This window comes from Pseudomonas huaxiensis (genome assembly GCF_003231275.1).
Taxonomy (GTDB): domain Bacteria; phylum Pseudomonadota; class Gammaproteobacteria; order Pseudomonadales; family Pseudomonadaceae; genus Aquipseudomonas; species Aquipseudomonas huaxiensis.
The window spans coordinates 1-17,560 of the sequence record NZ_QKVL01000009.1 but is presented as its reverse complement, the minus strand read 5'-3'; the positions used below and the strand labels follow the sequence as shown (position 1 = coordinate 17,560).

Here is a 17,560-nt window from a genome sequence, read left to right as displayed (position 1 = left end):
GCCGGCCAGACGGCTCCTGCACTGTCCGCTACTTCATGATGGTCAAAACAATCCGCACATCCTCATCGCCGATATTGCGGAACCAGTGCTCGCAATCCACCCGCACCGTCGCGGTATCCCCCGCCCGCAACTCGATCACCTGATCCCCGGCGTTCACTTCCAGCGTCCCCGAGAGGATGTGGAAGATCTCCCGCCCGCCGCTCCTGTGCGGCGCAAAGCGCGCCGATGACGCCCCCGGCGGCACGGTGTACGACAACAACTCCAGGTCCGCACTCGGCCGCGCCAGCGCCAGCCTGACAATCCCCGTCGCCTCGTCGACAAAGCGCAGGTTCTCGCCCGCCCGGGTGACTTCGGCATAGTCCTGCTCGATCAATTCAGACAGATCGCAACCCAACCCCCGCGCAATCGCCAGCGCGTTGCGCAGGCTCGGGCTCAGCATCCCTCGCTCCACCCGCGACAGCGCCGCCGCCGATACGCCACTGCTCTGCGCCAACTGATCCAGGGTGACGCCCAACTGCAGCCGCCGCTGGCGCACCGCCGCGCCAAATTGCCCCTGCTCCGCCTGTTCGTTGTTGTCTTTCATCCTGAGCCTTTTTTTAGCCTTGCGATTTTACCGTTACGCAAATAATAATTGCGCATACGCAAACGTCGAGTTTCGAAATGAATGCATTCCTCGCAGCCTCCCCCGTGTTGTCCTCCATCCTGGCCCTTGGCTTCGGCATGCGCTCCTTGCATGCCGCGATGCTGGGGGTGGTCGCCGCGATCGTTGCGGCGATTATGGCGTTTCCACTGCCCGCAACGGAAATCGGCTATGCAAGCCTCAAATGGTTGCCGCTGGTAGCAGAGGTCGTATTGATCGTCGGCGGCGGTTTGTTGATGTCGGAAGTGCTGCGCCATGCCGGCGCGCAGGCGGCGCTGGCCAACTGGATCAAGGGCCGCGCCGGCACCGGCGTCGCCGCCGTGCTGCTGGTGGTCCACGGCATCACGCCGTTTGCCGAATCGGTCACCGGCTTCGGTATCGGCGTGACCATCGGCATTCCGCTGCTGGTATTCATGGGCCTGCCGGCGCGCCAAGCGGCTTTGATCGGCCTACTCGGCCTGTGCGCGGTGCCGTGGGGGTCGATGGGGCCGGGCACTATGATCGCCGCCAGCCTGGCCGGCATCGGCTTCGATGAACTGGGCATCGCCTCGGCACTGCTGAGCATCATCCCCTTCGCCATCACCGGCGGCGTGGCGGCCTGGCTGATCAGCGCGCCCGGTGAGCGAGGCCGCGCGCTGGCATTGGCGGGGGTCTCGGCGCTGGTCTTCGCCACCGTCGTCGGACTGTCCAACCTCGCCTTCGGCACCGCCCCCGCCGGCGCCCTCGGCAGCGTGGCGATCATTTGCCTGCATCTGCTCTGGAGCAGCCGACGCGCTCACGGCAGCGAACCCCTTCTGCCCATCGGCCGCCGCGCACTTCAGGCCTACGGCCTGTTGCTGGGCGGCGTGCTGGTGATGGGCGCGGTGATGCGCTTCGGTCATCTGCCGGAGCAATGGCGCTACCTCGCCTCCCCCGCGCTCTGGCTGTTTGTCGCCGCGCTGTGGTTCTGCGCGGGGCGTCCGCCGGCCGAGCCCTGGTCCCGCGCGTGGAAAGCCTGGCTGCAAGTGGCGCCGGTGACCGCGCTGTTCATCTTCATGGGCATCGTCATGGCCGTCACTGGCACTGCGGCGTACCTCGCCCGCCTGCTCGCTGAAATCGGCTCGGGCTACCTGGCGATGTCGCCCTTCGTCGGCGCACTGGGCGGTTTCGTCACCGGCTCGAGCAGCGGTTCCAACGCCATGTTCGCCGCCACCCAGGCGGAGATTTCCCGCTCGCTGGGTGCCGACCTGCTGCTGTTCATGGCCACCCATAACGTCGCGGCGGCGATCTCCATCCTCGCCTCGCCGGGCAAGATCGAAATGGCCATTCAACTGGCGGGAGGCGACGCCGCGTTCCAGCGCCGCTGGATCCAGCGCATGGCGATTGCGGTGGTCATGGCCGTGGTCAGCCTGCTGGCGGTGGTGAACGTACTGGCCTAAAGCACTAACGGCTTGCGACCAACGACCAGCGGCCAGGCAATCTGGAAAAAACTAGCTTCACTGTTCAATTTGTCGCAACGCACAAGGTGAAGCAGATGAGCATGATGGACTGGGATGCCTACCGTAAGCAGTTGATGGCCGGCATCGGTGACCTGAAGCAACTTTCCCCCGACACCGTCAGCGGCTACATGACCGCCAGCGGCGCCGGGGCCAAGACCAACCACCTCGACGCCAAGACCCGCGAACTGATCTCCCTCGCCGTGGCCGTCACCACCCGTTGCGACGGCTGCATCGCCGTGCACTCGCAGCAGGCGGTCAAGCATGGCGCCACCCGCGAGGAAATCGCCGAAGCACTGGGCGTCGCCGTCGCCATGAACGCCGGCGCGGCCCTGGTCTATTCCGCCCGGGCGCTGGATGCCGTGGGCAAGGCCAGCGAATAAACCAACACCCTTACGGCCTGCCACGGCTCAGCCGGTGACAGGCCGTTCCATATACACCACCGCGATCGGCGCCCCGCCCACCCCGTGGGAAAACACGCCATGGCCGAGCGTCACAAACCCGTGGCGCTGATAAAAGCCCTCGGCATTCAGCGTCGACTCCACCCGCACCCGCTGCACGCCCGGCGTCTGCGCCTTCTTGATCCCGACCTGCAACAACCGACTGCCCAACTGCTGGCCCGCCGCCTGTTCCAGCACGAACAACCGCGTCACCTCACCCGGCTCGGCATCGACAAACCCGACGACCTGATCCGCGATACAGGCCACCACCATCCCGCCCTTGGCGATCGAACGCTCGTAGTCCTCCGGCGTGCGCTCGCCCATCCAGCCGAGCAACTGATCGCTGGAATAGCGTTCGCGACCGAGGCGGCTGATCGACTGATGCGTCACCGCAAACACCGCGGCGCCGTCGCCGGCCCTGGCCGGACGCAGAACAATGGAATTCATGAGTATCCTTCTCTTACATTGAATGACTAGCGGCCCAACGCTAGCATCTCTCCACTGCCCGATCACCTGCCAAGGAACACCATGCTTCACATCCGCCCGATGACCGCTGCTGACTTCGACCGCTTCTGGCCCACCTTCCAGAGCATCATTGCCGCCCGGGAGACCTACGCCTACGACCCGGCCATGACCCTCGAACAAGCCCGCCACCTCTGGCTGGACGTCCCGCAGCACACCCTGGTCGCCGAAGAAAACGACGAACTGCTCGGCGCCTACTTCCTCAAAGCCAACGCCGCCGGCCCCGGCAACCACGTCGGCAACTGCGGCTATATGGTCAACGAAGCCGCCCGCGGCCGCGGAATCGCCCGGCAGATGTGCGAACACTCCCAACAACTGGCCCGCGCCTCAGGATTTCTCGCACTGCAATTCAATTCCGTGGTCGCGACCAATGATGCGGCGGTTGCGCTGTGGCAGAAACTTGGGTTCGAGGTGGTGGGAAGATTGCCGAAAGCGTATCGGCATGGGCGGTTGGGGTTGGTGGATTGCCTGGTGATGTACAAGTGGTTGGGGGAGTTGGAGCAGCCGAAGTTGATTGGGCGCAAGAATATTGAGGCGGTGGTTTCGCGCAAGCGGGGGCGGTGAATATCCCACCAGCGCTCGCATTCAGCGCAACAGCTCTCGAGTGTGGAGGCAATATGGAAAATGGACCGAAACTAGAAATCGAGCGCGCTACTTATGATGAGTTCCTGGCTCTCTGGAGCCAAGGTGCCTTCAAACAACAACGGTTCGGCCAGGCCTTTTATAATTTCTTTCACCTGCATCGCCTCGCCGACCAAACGTTACTGAATAGTATTTATGCTACTGACGGCAAGAAGGCGCTAGCCGTGATAAGCAACATTTTTAAGATCCAATAGCGCTGGGAATGCTGGCCAAAGCGCTGGTTTGAAACAGGAAAGCAGTGTGCGACCGCTTTCGCCTACACAGATAAAGGGGCGACAAAGAATGATGGCAAATTAGTATTTTTGCTTGTACCGTGCCTGCATTGCCAAGGAACTGGCAATCATCTTTCCACGGAGGGGAAGTCTTGCAGAAACTTCTGATAATCCTGTTCTCGATTGTTGCAGCGGGTTGCACTGCCAAATACACGCAAACGGATGTATCGGCGACCCCGAACAAACTTGATCCCCCGCAAGTTTTTACCATCGCTACGCCGGTCGACGGGCGCTACGTCGACAATGTCTATTCCGGCTCTGGGGATATGACCGCTACTGCCGTTCGGGCAGCGTTTTCCCATCACTCCAATCAGAAATTAGAGATTTTCGCGAGCAAGCTCGCTCCTACAAAAGTGCCGCTGTTGTACCTGTAGGAGCGAGCTTGCTCGCGAAGGGCCCAGATGGGGTTAACCAATATTAGCGGCCTTTCCTATTGGTCCTCGCCCCATCACCCAGCGCAATCAGGCCGTCCTCAATTTCACCCTATTGCAGCATCAGCCTTGGCCTGAACTCCGGTTTGCTTACCAACAAACGTCCTTCCAGCCGTTCGAAGTAGAGAAAACATGACGACTATCCGAGAACTTAATGAATTCACCAGCGACCCGACACTGACTGGCTGCGTAACGCAAGTCTGGGAATTGATCGGCCAGCATTTCGAACAGGCGCAAGACAGCTTGCCACCTGAGCATGCAATGCGCCGTCGTGAGATATCGTTCCACGACCATGTGCTCCTCCTGGGCTACCTTTCTACGCTAATTGAAGATCTGCCAGGTGACGTGGTGGAAATCGGCGTGTGGAAAGGCAAGTCGTTGATGCTGATGAACGAGGCCTGCAACCACCAGCGTCGTGTTATCGGGATCGACCCCTTCGAGCTGCCCAACCAGTTCGAAGAGTTCAGTCACTACAAGGAACTGCTGCTGCCTGATGTGTTGGTGATCCGTGGTTATTCGGAGATGAGTGTCGAACGCTTCTACAACCTCGAACCGAAGGTTGCGCTGTTGCATATCGATGGCGGACACACCACGCGCAACGTGGTGCTGGATTTCCTGCTGTATTCGCCGAGCGTGGTAAAGGGCGGCTTCATCGTGTTCGACGATTACCGCGATTTCGATCACTCGCCTGAGGTCGGTCCGGCGGTCGATCTACTCAGAGCCACAGGGTTCTTCCGTGGCTTCAATGTGCTGGGTAGTGTGCATGGCTTCGAAAGCAGTTACGTTCTGCAGCGCGTGTAAGCGTTGATAGCACGCAAAAAGCCACCCCACCCGGAGCAACCATGGAACGACTCAAGGGAAAGACCTGCCTGATCACCGGCGCCGCACGCGGCATCGGGCGGGCCGTTGCCACCCGCTTCAAGGAAGAAGGCGGCACTGTGATCGTGACCGATATCGATGAGGCGAACGGCTCGGCGGTTGCCCAGGCGATCGGCGCGCAGTTCATCAAGCTCGATGTTGCTGACGAAACCGACTGGCTGCGCCTGGCGCAGCAGGTGCCGAGGCTGGATGTGCTGGTGAACAATGCCGGCATCACGGGTTTCGAGACGGGTGTGGTGGCGCACGATCCCGAGCACGCGAGCCTGGAGGATTGGCGTGCGGTGCATCGGGTGAATCTGGATGGCACCTTTCTCGGTTGCCGCTATGCGATCGGCGCAATGAAGGGGCGCGGTGCGGGCTCGATCATCAATATTTCCTCGCGCTCCGGGCTGGTGGGGATTCCGGGGGCGGCGGCCTATGCGTCGTCCAAGGCGGCAGTGCGTAATCACACCAAGTCGGTGGCGCTGTATTGCGCGCAGCAGGGATGGCGAATTCGCTGCAACTCGATTCATCCGGGGGCAATTCTGACGCCGATGTGGGAAGCCATGCTCGGCGACGGGCCTGATCGCGACACGCGGATGGCCGCCTTGGTCGCGGATACGCCGCTCAAGCGCTTCGGCACGGTCGAGGAAGTCGCAGCGGTGGCGCTGATGCTGGCGTCGGATGAGGCAGCGTATATGACGGGGACGGAAGTGAATATCGACGGGGGTTTGTTGGCAGGGTCGGCGGCCAGTCCGGGCGGTTGAACTCGCGGGGAAGGTGACGCAAAAAGCTACGAAATCCCTTCGATGTACGACTTTCCCGTAGGCAATTTCCGAATCATACTTCCGCGCCTCCTGAGCGGTTGTTTCCCACGGTATCAGTGCCTACGCTTCGCCGGTCGCTGCACATCAGCGATCAGGTTTGGTCACCTGTTGGAACTTAACGCTCAGGCGTGCGCATCCGATTCAGCAGCGAGTAATGGCTGCTGTTCCGAGTTATGGCGGCTGTGCGTGGGGCACCTTCGTGTGCGCCGGGTTCCAAGTTCCCCGGTTGACCAACCTGCGTACAGTCGCCACCCATCGTTTGGTCACGTATGCGTGGCGGCTCCACTGAACTTGGAGAACCGCAATGATCAAGATCGTCCCCGATCCACCCGCCCCTCGCCTCACCACCGTCCACACCCGTTTCAGCACCTGCAATGACAGCCATAAACCGCTGTTTGCCGTGTGCGAAGGTGTCGATATCGAAGATGCCCTGGTGCATCTGTCCATGAGCTTGAAGTCAGCCTTCGAAACCAACGCGCAGCTTTGCGAGATGATCGACACGCCGCCGCTCGGCGGATTGGCATGGGCAACGTGTCATTCGCTAGAAATTTGCGAGGCACTGGTGGAGTCGTTGCTGGGCCGGGTCGAAAGGCCGCAGGTGAGGTGATCGACCGTAAAGGGGCCGCGCTCGCGGCCCCTTTACCGCAGCCTTACGCCCCCTGCCGCCGCACCGTCACAATCGCCGCACCAAAACCAATAAACGTGGTGCCCACCACCGCGCGGCTTACAGGCCCAAGAACGTCACCGACAACGCCATGAATTGCCGACCAGGGTGAAGGACTTAGGCACCTGAAACTCTCCACATTACGCTCTTGTATTCGACGTCGAACCTGACATTTCTACCAGTAGCACAGCGCTGGGCGCATGACATAGGCTGTATCGACTGCCCACCTTGTAGTTCATCAGGGCAGGCCCTATCAAACCAAATATGAGAAGGACCTAGAGATGAACACGACAAACAAGGTTGACATGCATTTAAAAGGCGCCAATGTGCTCCGAAACCCTGAATTCAAAGAGAAACTGAATCATTGGAAAGCCCCGCTAACTGTCGTACACGCCAACGACAGAGAAAACTTATTCGATTATGTTTACTTTGATTCGACGGCGTTTATCGAACAAAAATTCACACGCCTGGACGCTGGACTTGAAGCCTGGATTTGGCTGGAAGTAAACCATATTTCTCCACAATCCACAGAATGGATCCGTGGGGAGGGGGTAATCATTTTTTACGACGCCGCTGACAAGGAGTTGGAGACAATTATCTTCAATTATCGGGCGCTTCCTGGGTGGCAAACTACGTTCTCACCGTTTATGGTGCCTGCAGGGTTTGATCACGGAACTTTACATATTAAAGGCCCCAACTTCGCGCCTCCCGGCTCCTCATTGGGCCTAAAAAGCGTTGACCTCAATACTATCTTGAAATAAGTGTAAAAAAGCTGACGTGGGCGACTTGTCATTCGTTGGAAATTTGCGAAAGGTTGGCGAAGTCTCATCTGAGCCGGATCGAATCACCACTGAAGTGATCGACCTCAAATAGACGCGCACTCGCGTAATGGCAGCCCGTTAAACCCATTGGGGCCCTTCACGCCGAACCTTCGCGAAGGGCCCCAATGGGTTTGCCCAACAGCAGCGTTACACCGTCTGCCGACGCAGGGTGAGAATCGCCGCACCAAACCCAATAAACGTGGTGCCCACCACACGACTCACCCAGCGCGACAGCGCGGGCCGGGTCAGGACGCCTTTGGCCCGCGAGGCAAGCGCGGCGTACAGGCTTAACGACGTGACCGACAACGTCATGAAGATCCCCGTCAGAATAAAGAACTGCGGCAGCAGCGCCGCGCTCTGGTCGATGAATTGCGGAAACAGCGCGGTGAAGAACATCGTCGCCTTGGGGTTGGTGACCGCAGTCAAAAACGCCGATTTGTACAGTTTGAGCCGGGTGGGCCGGACTTTCTCGGCGCCCTCCTCGATACCTTCCGCGAGCATCGGGCGCTTGTTCAGCAGTTGCTTGGCGCCAAGGTAAAACAGGTAGCCGGCACCGAGGATTTTCACCGCGTTGAACAGCCATTCCGAGCTGAGCAGCAACGCGCCCAAACCGAGCATCGCCGCCGCCGACAGGCAGAACAAACCACTCGCATTACCGAGGGACGACCACACGGCGCTGCGTTGGCCGTGCGCCAGGCTGTTGTTGATGGCCATCAAGGTCGCCGGCCCGGGGCTGGCAATGGCGATCGCGGCGACCAGGGTGAAGGCGAGTATCGAGTGAAGATCCATGTTTGCGGCTCGTGAACGGTAGAAAGGCTGCATGTTACCGAATGCTTCGGGCTAACGGGATGATCCTGTTGCTGGGGACGACGCGAGCCTGGCAGTGCCATTACGACAATATCGTTATGCATTTTGATATACAGCGTTGTCAGCAGGCGGTCGGCAACGCTAGTATTCGCCCCGGCCTGGTTGTCTTCCGGGTCAGATATCCGTTCGGTCGTCAGGATTCGAGCTCTCCGGGGAGGGAGGTTTCGGGTCTTTTTACGGGTGTCGCTGTATACAAGAATATATAACGATGAGGTTGGAGCGTTGTTTTTGGGCCTCATCGCTGGCAAGCCAGCTCCCACAGGATCGGTATGCACCGGGCCTTGTGGGAGCTGGCTTGCCAGCGATGGGCACACAGAGAAATGACCTGAAAACACACCAGCCTCCATAACATGGAGCAGTCATGAAGTCGTTCACCCCTCGCGCCCTGGTCGTGGCCATTGCCGCCATCAACGCTCAGTACGTTATCGCCGCCGACACCAGCAAGCCCTTCAGCCTCGGTGAAATCCAGATTTCCGCCCCGCAGGACGAGAAACTCGCCACCGGCAGCACCGTGGTCGAGTTGCAGGACATGCGCCTGCACGACCGCGAAACCGTGGACCGCGCCCTGGCCCTCGCGCCCGGCGTGAACCAGAGCTACATCGGCGGCCGCGCCGAGCAGGTGGTGTACGTGCGCGGTTTCGATCGGCTGCAGGTGCCGGTGTTCATCGACGGCATCCCGACCTACGTGCCTTATGACGGCAACATCGACCTGGGGCGCTTCACCACGTACGACCTGTCGCGCATCGAAGTGGCCAAGGGCTTCGCGTCGCTGCTGTACGGGCCGAACACCCTGGGCGGGGCGATCAACCTGGTGACCCGGCGCCCGACCGAGGCCTTCGAGGGTGAAGTCGGCGGCGGCCTGGAGATGACCGACCACGGCAACGTCAACGCCTACCGCAGCTACGCCAACGTCGGCTCCAACCAGGGTAACTGGTGGATGCAGGGCGGCGTTTCCTACGTCGATTACGACTACACCCTGCTGCCGGACGACTTCGAGCCGACCAACAACCAGCAAGGCAACGGTCGCCGCGAGAACAGCGACAAGCGCGACGGCAAGTTCAGCTTCAAGCTCGGCTTCACCCCCAACGCAACCGACGAATACGTGCTCGGCTACGTCCAGCAACAAGGCCGCAAGGGCCAGCCGCCCTACGCCGGCGACCTGCCCGCCACCGGCCAGCGCAAGCGCTGGTGGGAATGGCCGACCTGGGACAAGACCAGCCTGTTCCTGGCCACCAACACCCGCTTCGGCGACCACGGCCTGAAGACCCGCGTCTACCACGACACCTTCAAGAACTCGCTGGAAAGCTTCAACTACAACAACGGCATCCCCGGCACGCTGCAGTCGGGCTTCCCGAGCAAGTACGACGATGAATCCACCGGTTTCTCGGTCGAAGGCGACCTGGCGATCACCGAGGGTAACCGCCTGGGCGTGGCGTACCACTTCAAGGAAGACGTGCACCGCTCCCGCGACGGCAGCGACCCGCAAACCCATTTCCGCGACCAGACCCAATCCATCGCCCTGGAAGACACCCTGCGCCTGAACGATATTTTCAGCGTGGTCGGCGGCGTCTCGTACAACTACCGCAAGAGCCTGGACGCCGAGAACTTCGGTACCAATCCGTCCTCGACACGGGTCAAGACCCTGTACGACGAACCCACCGGCAGCGACGACGCGGTCAACAGCCAGCTTGGCCTGTTCATGAACACCGGCCCGCTGCTGGACATCGACCACAACGGCCAGGTGCGCCTGACCGTGTCGCGCAAGAGCCGCTTCGCCACCATCAAGGACCGCTACTCGACGCGCTTCGGCACGGTCATCCCGAGCCCGGACCTCAAGTCCGAACGTGCCACCCATTACGAGTTGGGCTACAGTGGCGCGCTGACATCGCAGTGGAGCCTGGATGCGGCGTTGTTCGTGGCCAATATCGAGGACTCCATCCAGCAGGTCACCGTGCCGGCGCAACTCAATTGCGCGGCGCCATGCGGGCAATACCAGAACATCGCCAAAGCGCGTAACCAGGGCGTTGAACTGGGCCTGAAAGGTGATCTGGGCGACTGGGAGCTGGGCGCCAGCTACACCTTCCTCGACCGCGAAAACCGCAGCAATCCCGAGCTGCACCCGATCGACACGCCACGCCACAACCTGTTCGCCTCGGCCACCTGGAACCTGGACGCCTTGCGCCTGACCGGTAGCGCCGAAGCGGCCTCGCGCCGTTACAACGTGTCCGATGGCAGCCAGATGTCCGGCGGCTACGCGGTGTACAACTTCAAGTCCGGCTACCGCTTCAGCAACGACGTGCTGGTAGAAGCCGGCGTACGCAACCTGTTCGACCGCCTCTACGAATACAGCGAGGGATACCCGGAAATTGGCCGTAACTACTTCGTGCAGTTCAATGTTCCGCTGTAAGGCCTGGCTGCTGGCCCTGGCGCTCGGTTCGACGAGCGCACTGGCCGCGCCGCAGCCGGTGGTGGTGATGACCAGCTACCCGGAAGAGATGATGACCCGCTTCGAGGAGGCCTTCGAACAGGCCAACCCCGATTACCGCCTGCAGATCCTCTGGCGCCAGGGCTTCGATGCCCTGCCCTTCCTGCGCCAGGCGGACCAGGGCGGGGTCGATGTCTACTGGGCGCCGTCGCCGGGCAATTTTGCCCGGCTGGCGCGGGACAACAGTTGGCAACCGCTGGGTGTCGATCTGCAAGGCTTGCCGGACCGAATCGGCGGCACCGCCCTGCGCGACCGCGACGGCCGTTACCAGGCCACGGAACTGGCCGGCTATGGCTTCGCCACCAACCCGAAGGTGCTCGCCGAACTGGGCGTGGCGCCGCCGAAGGACTGGCCTGACCTGCTCGACGCCCGGCTGCGCGGACGCATCGCCCTGCCTGACCCGGCGCGGGTCGGTTTCGCTCCGGTGTTGCTCGACATCGTCCTGCAGGCCTACGGCTGGGAACGGGGTTGGGCGTTGTGGAGCGAGATCGCCGGGCAGTCGCGGCTGGTCAGTCGCGGCGGCACCCTGGTCAGCGACGAGGTGGCCAGCGGGCGCTCGGCGGTGGGCTTGTCCATCGACTTTTTCGTCGCCTCGGCGGTGAGCAACGGCCAGCCGGTGGACTTCGTCTACCCGGCCCACGGCGGGCTCAACCCTGCGCACATTGCGATTACCCGCAGTGCGAAGGATGTCGAAGGTGCTCGGGCGTTCGTGCGCTTCGTGTTGTCCGACACCGGGCAGAAACTGCTGGCCGACCCGGACATCCGCAAGCTGCCGGTGCGCCCGAGCGTCTACGCCGAGCTGCCGACGGGTTATCACGACCCGTTTGCGGCGGCCCGCGATGGCGCGTACCAATATGGCGACAAGATGTCCCGCGAACGCCTGGCGCTGATCACCTCGCTGTTCGCGCAATGGCTCAGCCAACCCCATGAACGCCTCACGGCCTTGTGGGCGCGGGTGCATGCCGGCGAGGCGGTGGGCCGCGATCTGAGCACGGTGCGGGCGTACCTCACGGTGCCCCCGATCAGCGCGGAACAGGCCGCCGCGACGGACCTGCTCAGCCTGTTCGGCCAACGCCAGGACAGCGGCATGGAACAACAGCCCGTCACCGATCAGGACGAACTCGGCAAGCGCGAAATCGCCTGGCAGTTCTACAGCGCCACCCGACATGCCGAGGCGGCGCGGCAGCTCGACGAGATGGGCCTGTAATGCGCGGTTGGTTAGTGGCGCTAGTCGCGGCGCTGGCGAGTTTTTCCGCCAGCGCCGAGGCCGACCGCGAGGCCTTCGCCCAACCCTTGGCGGGGATGGACGACGAGGCGCAACTGGAGCGTTTCTTCCGCGGACGCGGGCTGTTTCGCCAGGCTTGGGTCGTCGCCCCGTCGCGGGATGAGGCGGTGGACGGCCTCGGCCCGCTGTACAACCGCATCACCTGCATTGCCTGCCACCCGAAAAACGGCCGTGGCCAGGCACCGATCAATGAACATTCGCCGATGCGCACCATGCTGGTCCGCCTGTCGTTGCCGGGCCGCGATGCCCACGGCGGGCCGCAGCCGCATCCCGCTTATGGCGACCAGCTCAACGAGCTGGGCATTCCCGGTGTGCGCGGCGAAGGCCGGGCACAGATTCTCTGGCAGGAAAAACAGGTCACGCTGTCTGCTGGCGAGACCGTCAACCTGCGCCGGCCGCAACTGAAATTCAGCGAACTGGCCTACGGGCCACTGGGCGATATCCGTACCTCGGCGCGGGTCGGCACACCGGTGTTCGGCCTTGGCCTGCTGGAAACGGTCAGCGCCAGCACCCTGCAGCGCATGGCCGACGAGCGCAAGCCGGATGGCGTTCGCGGGCGGGTCAACACGGTCTGGAGCGTGGAGCGCCAGCGCCTGGAAGTCGGGCGCTTCGGCCTCAAGGCCAACCAGCCAAGCCTCAACCAGCAGATCGCCAGCGCCCTGCACGGCGACATGGGCCTGACCTCGTCGCTGTACCCGCAGGAAAACTGCGCCCCGCAGCAAAGCGCCTGCCAGCAGGCCGTCAGCGGCGGGCAGCCGGAAGTGGACGGGATGCAATTGAGCGAGCTGCACTTCTACCTGTCCCATCTGGCGCCGCCGTCTCGGCGGGAACGCGATACGCCAGCGGTGAAACACGGCGAGCGGCTGTTCGCCGAGGCCGGTTGCACCCTGTGCCATCGGCCGCAACTGACTACCGGGGTGCACCCGGACTACAAAGCGTTGTCCGGGCGCAAGATCGAGCCCTACACCGACCTGCTGTTGCACGACATGGGCGAAGGCCTGGCCGATGGCCGTGACGACTACCTGGCCAGCGGCCGCGAATGGCGCACGCCACCGTTGTGGGGCGTGGGCCTGATCGAACAGATCAACCCCGGCGCCGGCTACCTGCACGACGGCCGCGCCCGCAGCCTGACCGAGGCGGTGTTGTGGCACGGCGGCGAAGCGGCGGTGGCGCGGCAGCGGTTTGCCGCGTTATCGGGTGAGGATCGCATTACATTGTTGGCATTTCTAAAATCCCTGTAGGCGCGAGCTCGCGATAAGGCCCCCACCTCACACCCGTCGATTCCGCGCCAACAGCCACAGCAGATACACCCCACCCAACATCCCCGTGGTCAGCCCGATCGGCATGTTCAGCGACAGCGGAAAGCGCTGGCTGAGCATGTCCGCCGCCAGCAACAGCACCGCGCCCATCAACGCCCCTGACACCAGCGGCACGCCGGCACTGGCGGTCAGGCGCCGCGCCAGCTGCGGCGCGGCCAGGGCGATAAAGGCGATCGGCCCTGCCGCCGCAGTGGCAATCGCGGTCAGCGCCACCGCCGCCAGCATCATCAGCAAGCGCGTGCGCTCCACCGCCACGCCAAGCTGGCTGGCACTGTCATCGCCCATTTCCAGCAAGTTGACCCGTCGCGCCTGGTACAGCGCCACCGGCACGATCAGCAGCAGGCCCAGCGCGGCAGGCAGCACATGGGACCAGGTGCGGGTGTTGAGCGACCCGGCCAGCCACAGTTGCGCGGTCATTACCTGGTCGAGGTTGCCGGTCACCAGCAGGATGGTATTGAGCGCCGAGAGCATGGCACCGATACCGATGCCCACCAGCACCAGCCGATAACCGCCGGTGCTACGGCCTTTCATCGACAGCAGGAACACCAGCGCCGCCGTGGCCATGCCGGACGCGACCGCCGCCACGGATGTGCCGAGCGGACCGCTATCGAACAGGATGATCTGGACAATCGCACCGCTGGCCGCCCCGGTGGTGAAACCGATGATGTCCGGCGATCCGAGGGCATTGCGCGACAGCGACTGGAAGATCGAGCCGGCCATGCCCAGCGACGCGCCGACCAGCATGGCGGTGAGCACCCGTGGCAGGCGCACCCGGGTGATCACCCGCTGCAGGGTGGGATCGTCCGCCGTGCCGAACAGGCCGGCGACGACCTGGGCCGGGGTCAGGTGCAGGCTGCCGATGCCCAGCAGCAGGACGCCCAGCGTCAGTGCGGTCGCCGCCAGCAACAAACAGACCAGCGCCACCCGTGGGCGCCAGAGCAAGGAACAGCCGCCGAAGCGGAGAACCGAAGCGCTTTTGTTCATAGCGTGTTCAACCGGTATTTGCGCACCACGGCGATAAAGAACGGACCGCCCAGCAAGGCGGCGATAACCCCGGCGGCGATTTCCGCATTGCCGCCCACCACCCGCCCGAGCACGTCGGCGACCAGCAACAGGACTGCGGCAAACAGCGCCGAATAAGGCAGCAACCAACGGTAATCCGGCCCCACCAGCAGCCGCGCCAGGTGCGGTGCCACCAGTCCGACGAAGGCGATCGGCCCGGCGCCGGCAGTGGCCGCGCCGGCCAGCAACATCACAGCCAGGCACGCCAGCAGCCAGGTACTGCGAACACTGGCGCCCAGCGCCTGGCCAAGGTCATTACCCAAGGCCAGGACATTGAGGTTGCCGACGATGGCGAAGGTTGCCAGGGCACCCAGCGGCACCGCCACCAGCAGTACCGCCACGGCATCGAAGCCGGCGCGCTCGATGGAGCCGGAGGCCCAGTGTCGGAATTGGTCGAACACATCTGCCGGGGCATTGAGAATGATGACCCCGGTCACCGATGCCAGCAGCACCGACAGTCCTGCCCCGGCCAGCACCAGACGCACCGGGTTGGTGGTGGTTTCGTAGGCCTGGCCGAGCATGAACACCACAGCGCCAGCCAGCCCGGCGCCGAGGAAGGCGAACCAGACATAACTGGCCATGCTCGCCATGCCGAAGGCCGCAGCGGCGCCGATCACTGCGAGGGCAGCGCCGGCATTGATGCCTAGCAGGCCGGGTTCGGCCAGCGGATTGCGCGTCACCGCCTGCATGATCGCCCCCGCCAGCCCTAATGCCAGCCCGGCGAGGATCGCCACCAGGGTGCGCGGGATACGCATCTCGCGCACGATCAGGTGCAGGTCGTTGTGCCGGTCATAGGCGCGCAGGGCTTGCAGCACGTCGGCGGGTGGCACGGTACGCGAACCCACCATCAGGCTCAGCACCACCGCCAAAGCGAGCAGCGTCAGACCAAACACCAGCCCCCGCAAACGTCGACGCCGCCGACGCTCCATTAGCGTCAGCGGCGCACACGAAGAAAAACCGACGGCCACTTAACGGAAATTCCGCGCCACAGCGTCGATCATTTCCCGTCCTGAGTAGTAGTCGATCCGGAACGAACTGGGCCCCAGCGGATACACCCGTTTGTTGATCACTGCCGGCAGGTTGGCCAGCACCGGATCGGCCAGGAACGCCTGGACATCGGCGTCGGTGGCGCTGAGCAGGAACACGCTGTCGCCGGTGATCCCCGCCGACAGGTTCTCGCGAGAAATAAAGGCCACGTCGGAGCTGCGCTTGACCTGCGATTCCAGCACCGTCGGCAGCCCTGCCACCTTGAAGCCGAGCGCTTCGATCACTCGCGCCTGCGGGCTGTTCTCGCGGGCGATGGAGTAGCTGCCACCGATGTTGTAGCCCACCACACTGACGCTGCCGGCCGGCACCTTGAGCTGCGCGCCGACGTCGGCGGCGTAGTCGTCGAAGCGCTTGATCGCGGCGGCGGCCTGGGTTTCCAGTCCGGTGTGGCGACCCAGTTCGGTGGCGATCTGCTGCCAGCTCTGGTTCGAGTAGTTGACCACCAGGGTCTTGACGCCCTGGGCTTCCAGCTCGGCCTTGTGCTGGATCACGCTGTCGGCACCGGTGGCGGAAATCACCAGCAGGTCCGGGTCCTGGCCGATCACCGACTCGATGTCGAACACCAGATTCTTGTACAGCACCTGCACGCCGCGCTGATCGGCGACCTCAGCCCACTGGGTGAAGAAGCCCTTGCCGTCGGACAGCCGGCTCGGCGTTGTGGCAGCACTGGCCACCAGCGGCGCGTCCATGGCCAGCAGAATGCCGGTCACGCTGGGCGTGGTGGAAACGATGCGTTTGGACGGGGTGTCCGCGGCCTGGGCGAAGCCCGCCAACAGGGCCAGGGTGGTAGCGCCGGCGAGGCGCAACAGCGAAGAGGTCGTCATGGTGAGGTCAATATCGGCAGATTGAATGCGAAATGATACGATTTGAGAGCGTTTCGCATTCCATATTGCGGAATAAATTCCGCACATGCAATACTGCCGCGCCATCATTGCCGAGGAACCCGCCCCCATGACGCACCGCCTGCAGGCCGATGCGCTGACGCTGCGCTACGAACAGCGCACCATTTCCACGGACCTTTCGCTGCGCATTCCGGACGGATCCTTCACCGTTATCGTCGGCCCCAATGCCTGCGGCAAATCCACCCTGCTGCGCGCCCTCTCCCGCCTGCTAGTTCCCGCCGCTGGCCAGGTGTTGCTGGACCAACGCCCGATCGGCGAGTTTCCCGCTCGCGAAGTCGCCCGCTGCCTCGGCCTGCTGCCGCAGAGTGCCACCGCGCCGGACGGCATCACCGTGGCTGATCTGGTGGCGCGCGGACGCTATCCGCATCAGTCATTTTTGCGGCAGTGGTCGAAAGCGGATGAACAGGTGGTAAAGGAAGCAATGGCGGCGACCGGCGTCAGCGAGCTGGCCGAACGCGCGTTGAACGAACTGTCCGGCGGCCAGCGCCAGCGAGTGTGGATCGCCATGGTGCTGGCGCAACAGACGCCGATCCTGCTGCTGGATGAGCCGACCACCTATCTGGATATTGCTCATCAGGTCGAATTGCTCGACCTGCTGGCGGACCTTAACCGTCAGGGTCGCACCGTCGTCGCGGTGCTGCATGACCTCAACCAGGCCTGCCGCTATGCCTCGCACCTGGTGGCGATGAAGGACGGCGCGATCGTCGCCAGCGGCGCGCCGGCCGATATTTTCACCGAGGAACTGGTGGAGCGGGTGTTTGGACTGGCGTCGTTGATCATTGCCGACCCGGTGACCGGGACACCGTTGCTGGTGCCCAAGGGACGGGTGTTGCGGGGGTAGTCAGGCCAGCACTCTATGGGCGCTGGCCGGGCGGCGCTCCGCTTGCCAGCGATTGGGCCAGGCCCCGCAACAGCGTTGTTCCGGCCGGCCTCATCGCCGGCAAGACCGGCTCCCACAGGGTTCCGCGCCAGACACTGAAATTGAGCTCAGCTCAACACTC

19 protein-coding genes and 1 pseudogene are annotated in these 17,560 nt (G+C 63.1%); 13 read left to right on the top strand and 7 right to left on the bottom strand.

What is annotated here, in order from left to right; translation table 11 throughout:
- Nucleotides 1-28 precede the first annotated feature (28 nt).
- Complete coding sequence (locus tag DM374_RS12705) at nucleotides 29-583, bottom strand: helix-turn-helix domain-containing protein (protein ID WP_110970134.1); 555 nt, start codon at nucleotides 581-583, stop codon at nucleotides 29-31.
- Nucleotides 584-660: 77 nt separating this feature from the next.
- Between DM374_RS12705 and DM374_RS12700 the strand changes: the two genes are divergently transcribed.
- A complete protein-coding gene (locus tag DM374_RS12700) occupies nucleotides 661-2,058 on the top strand; it encodes an L-lactate permease (protein ID WP_110970133.1) in 1,398 nt (465 codons plus the stop codon).
- 95 nt (nucleotides 2,059-2,153) lie between these two features.
- A complete protein-coding gene (locus tag DM374_RS12695; protein ID WP_095153678.1) occupies nucleotides 2,154-2,498 on the top strand; it encodes a carboxymuconolactone decarboxylase family protein in 345 nt (114 codons plus the stop codon).
- 27 nt (nucleotides 2,499-2,525) lie between these two features.
- Here the strand turns inward: DM374_RS12695 and DM374_RS12690 are convergent, their stop codons facing one another.
- The gene (locus DM374_RS12690; RefSeq protein ID WP_110970132.1) at nucleotides 2,526-3,002 is read right to left on the bottom strand and encodes a GNAT family N-acetyltransferase; all 477 of its coding nucleotides are present in this window, start codon (nucleotides 3,000-3,002) and stop codon (nucleotides 2,526-2,528) included.
- A gap of 81 nt (nucleotides 3,003-3,083) precedes the next feature.
- Here DM374_RS12690 and DM374_RS12685 point away from each other — a divergent pair, with 81 nt between their 5' ends.
- The 6 genes from DM374_RS12685 to DM374_RS12660 all read left to right on the top strand — a co-directional run bounded on the left by DM374_RS12685 (nucleotide 3,084) and on the right by DM374_RS12660 (nucleotide 6,714).
- On the top strand, nucleotides 3,084-3,641 hold the full coding sequence (locus DM374_RS12685; protein ID WP_110970131.1) for a GNAT family N-acetyltransferase: 558 nt from the start codon (nucleotides 3,084-3,086) through the stop codon (nucleotides 3,639-3,641).
- A 53-nt stretch (nucleotides 3,642-3,694) separates the two neighbouring features.
- On the top strand, nucleotides 3,695-3,913 hold the full coding sequence (locus tag DM374_RS12680; protein ID WP_110970130.1) for a hypothetical protein: 219 nt from the start codon (nucleotides 3,695-3,697) through the stop codon (nucleotides 3,911-3,913).
- Between the two features lie 170 nt (nucleotides 3,914-4,083).
- The gene (locus DM374_RS12675; RefSeq protein ID WP_110970129.1) at nucleotides 4,084-4,365 is read left to right on the top strand and encodes a hypothetical protein; all 282 of its coding nucleotides are present in this window, start codon (nucleotides 4,084-4,086) and stop codon (nucleotides 4,363-4,365) included.
- A 189-nt stretch (nucleotides 4,366-4,554) separates the two neighbouring features.
- Complete coding sequence (locus DM374_RS12670) at nucleotides 4,555-5,223, top strand: class I SAM-dependent methyltransferase (RefSeq protein ID WP_110970128.1); 669 nt, start codon at nucleotides 4,555-4,557, stop codon at nucleotides 5,221-5,223.
- A 41-nt stretch (nucleotides 5,224-5,264) separates the two neighbouring features.
- Nucleotides 5,265-6,047 carry an SDR family oxidoreductase gene (locus DM374_RS12665; RefSeq protein WP_110970127.1) on the top strand — a complete coding sequence of 261 codons (783 nt, stop codon included), beginning with the start codon at nucleotides 5,265-5,267 and terminating at the stop codon, nucleotides 6,045-6,047.
- Nucleotides 6,048-6,411: 364 nt separating this feature from the next.
- Nucleotides 6,412-6,714: a DUF3077 domain-containing protein gene (locus DM374_RS12660; protein ID WP_110970126.1), complete on the top strand. Its 303-nt coding sequence runs from the start codon at nucleotides 6,412-6,414 to the stop codon at nucleotides 6,712-6,714.
- Between the two features lie 43 nt (nucleotides 6,715-6,757).
- On the opposite strand, the pseudogene DM374_RS34310 reads toward DM374_RS12660, so the two are convergent.
- Nucleotides 6,758-6,835: pseudogene (locus DM374_RS34310) on the bottom strand (LysE family translocator); the annotation flags it as partial.
- A gap of 217 nt (nucleotides 6,836-7,052) precedes the next feature.
- On the opposite strand from DM374_RS34310, the gene DM374_RS12650 reads away from it, so the two are divergent.
- The gene (locus tag DM374_RS12650; protein WP_110970125.1) at nucleotides 7,053-7,532 is read left to right on the top strand and encodes a hypothetical protein; all 480 of its coding nucleotides are present in this window, start codon (nucleotides 7,053-7,055) and stop codon (nucleotides 7,530-7,532) included.
- Between the two features lie 207 nt (nucleotides 7,533-7,739).
- Here the strand turns inward: DM374_RS12650 and DM374_RS12645 are convergent, their stop codons facing one another.
- Nucleotides 7,740-8,381 carry a LysE family translocator gene (locus DM374_RS12645; RefSeq protein ID WP_110970124.1) on the bottom strand — a complete coding sequence of 214 codons (642 nt, stop codon included), beginning with the start codon at nucleotides 8,379-8,381 and terminating at the stop codon, nucleotides 7,740-7,742.
- 439 nt (nucleotides 8,382-8,820) lie between these two features.
- Here DM374_RS12645 and DM374_RS12640 point away from each other — a divergent pair, with 439 nt between their 5' ends.
- Genes DM374_RS12640 through DM374_RS12630 form a run of 3 tightly spaced genes read left to right on the top strand, consistent with a single transcriptional unit; the run spans nucleotide 8,821 to nucleotide 13,470 of the window.
- Complete coding sequence (locus tag DM374_RS12640) at nucleotides 8,821-10,866, top strand: TonB-dependent receptor plug domain-containing protein (protein WP_110970123.1); 2,046 nt, start codon at nucleotides 8,821-8,823, stop codon at nucleotides 10,864-10,866.
- On the top strand, nucleotides 10,853-12,151 hold the full coding sequence (locus DM374_RS12635; RefSeq protein ID WP_110970122.1) for an ABC transporter substrate-binding protein: 1,299 nt from the start codon (nucleotides 10,853-10,855) through the stop codon (nucleotides 12,149-12,151). The genes DM374_RS12640 and DM374_RS12635 overlap by 14 nt, the downstream gene beginning before the upstream one ends.
- On the top strand, nucleotides 12,151-13,470 hold the full coding sequence (locus DM374_RS12630) for a di-heme oxidoreductase family protein (RefSeq protein ID WP_110970121.1): 1,320 nt from the start codon (nucleotides 12,151-12,153) through the stop codon (nucleotides 13,468-13,470). Before DM374_RS12635 ends, DM374_RS12630 begins: the two co-directional genes overlap by 1 nt.
- Before the next feature lie 27 nt (nucleotides 13,471-13,497).
- Here the strand turns inward: DM374_RS12630 and DM374_RS12625 are convergent, their stop codons facing one another.
- The 3 genes from DM374_RS12625 to fepB are packed head-to-tail and all read right to left on the bottom strand — an operon-like array spanning nucleotide 13,498 to nucleotide 16,481.
- The gene (locus DM374_RS12625; RefSeq protein ID WP_110970120.1) at nucleotides 13,498-14,532 is read right to left on the bottom strand and encodes a FecCD family ABC transporter permease; all 1,035 of its coding nucleotides are present in this window, start codon (nucleotides 14,530-14,532) and stop codon (nucleotides 13,498-13,500) included.
- Nucleotides 14,529-15,539 (bottom strand): FecCD family ABC transporter permease, encoded by a 1,011-nt coding sequence (locus DM374_RS12620; protein WP_110970119.1) that lies wholly within the window; start codon nucleotides 15,537-15,539, stop codon nucleotides 14,529-14,531. The genes DM374_RS12625 and DM374_RS12620 overlap by 4 nt, the downstream gene beginning before the upstream one ends.
- A 39-nt stretch (nucleotides 15,540-15,578) precedes the next feature.
- Nucleotides 15,579-16,481, bottom strand: coding sequence for a Fe2+-enterobactin ABC transporter substrate-binding protein (fepB, locus tag DM374_RS12615; RefSeq protein ID WP_110970118.1), 903 nt, complete (start codon nucleotides 16,479-16,481; stop codon nucleotides 15,579-15,581).
- A gap of 127 nt (nucleotides 16,482-16,608) precedes the next feature.
- Between fepB and DM374_RS12610 the strand changes: the two genes are divergently transcribed.
- A complete protein-coding gene (locus DM374_RS12610; protein ID WP_110970262.1) occupies nucleotides 16,609-17,400 on the top strand; it encodes an ABC transporter ATP-binding protein in 792 nt (263 codons plus the stop codon).
- Nucleotides 17,401-17,560 lie beyond the last annotated feature (160 nt).

What these genes read in the sequence shown, in the direction of transcription:
- DM374_RS12690 (WP_110970132.1), bottom strand. Translation starts at nt 3,002, where the DNA reads ATGAATTCCATTGTTCTGCGTCCGGCCAGGGCCGGCGACGGCGCCGCG.
- DM374_RS12670 (WP_110970128.1), top strand. Translation starts at nt 4,555, where the DNA reads ATGACGACTATCCGAGAACTTAATGAATTCACCAGCGACCCGACACTG.
- DM374_RS12630 (WP_110970121.1), top strand. Translation starts at nt 12,151, where the DNA reads ATGCGCGGTTGGTTAGTGGCGCTAGTCGCGGCGCTGGCGAGTTTTTCC.
- DM374_RS12665 (WP_110970127.1), top strand. Translation starts at nt 5,265, where the DNA reads ATGGAACGACTCAAGGGAAAGACCTGCCTGATCACCGGCGCCGCACGC.
- DM374_RS12680 (WP_110970130.1), top strand. Translation starts at nt 3,695, where the DNA reads ATGGAAAATGGACCGAAACTAGAAATCGAGCGCGCTACTTATGATGAG.
- DM374_RS12695 (WP_095153678.1), top strand. Translation starts at nt 2,154, where the DNA reads ATGAGCATGATGGACTGGGATGCCTACCGTAAGCAGTTGATGGCCGGC.
- DM374_RS12700 (WP_110970133.1), top strand. Translation starts at nt 661, where the DNA reads ATGAATGCATTCCTCGCAGCCTCCCCCGTGTTGTCCTCCATCCTGGCC.
- DM374_RS12625 (WP_110970120.1), bottom strand. Translation starts at nt 14,532, where the DNA reads ATGAACAAAAGCGCTTCGGTTCTCCGCTTCGGCGGCTGTTCCTTGCTC.
- DM374_RS12650 (WP_110970125.1), top strand. Translation starts at nt 7,053, where the DNA reads ATGAACACGACAAACAAGGTTGACATGCATTTAAAAGGCGCCAATGTG.
- DM374_RS12705 (WP_110970134.1), bottom strand. Translation starts at nt 583, where the DNA reads ATGAAAGACAACAACGAACAGGCGGAGCAGGGGCAATTTGGCGCGGCG.
- DM374_RS12620 (WP_110970119.1), bottom strand. Translation starts at nt 15,539, where the DNA reads ATGGAGCGTCGGCGGCGTCGACGTTTGCGGGGGCTGGTGTTTGGTCTG.
- fepB (WP_110970118.1), bottom strand. Translation starts at nt 16,481, where the DNA reads ATGACGACCTCTTCGCTGTTGCGCCTCGCCGGCGCTACCACCCTGGCC.
- DM374_RS12645 (WP_110970124.1), bottom strand. Translation starts at nt 8,381, where the DNA reads ATGGATCTTCACTCGATACTCGCCTTCACCCTGGTCGCCGCGATCGCC.
- DM374_RS12610 (WP_110970262.1), top strand. Translation starts at nt 16,609, where the DNA reads ATGACGCACCGCCTGCAGGCCGATGCGCTGACGCTGCGCTACGAACAG.
- DM374_RS12685 (WP_110970131.1), top strand. Translation starts at nt 3,084, where the DNA reads ATGCTTCACATCCGCCCGATGACCGCTGCTGACTTCGACCGCTTCTGG.
- DM374_RS12640 (WP_110970123.1), top strand. Translation starts at nt 8,821, where the DNA reads ATGAAGTCGTTCACCCCTCGCGCCCTGGTCGTGGCCATTGCCGCCATC.
- DM374_RS12635 (WP_110970122.1), top strand. Translation starts at nt 10,853, where the DNA reads ATGTTCCGCTGTAAGGCCTGGCTGCTGGCCCTGGCGCTCGGTTCGACG.
- DM374_RS12660 (WP_110970126.1), top strand. Translation starts at nt 6,412, where the DNA reads ATGATCAAGATCGTCCCCGATCCACCCGCCCCTCGCCTCACCACCGTC.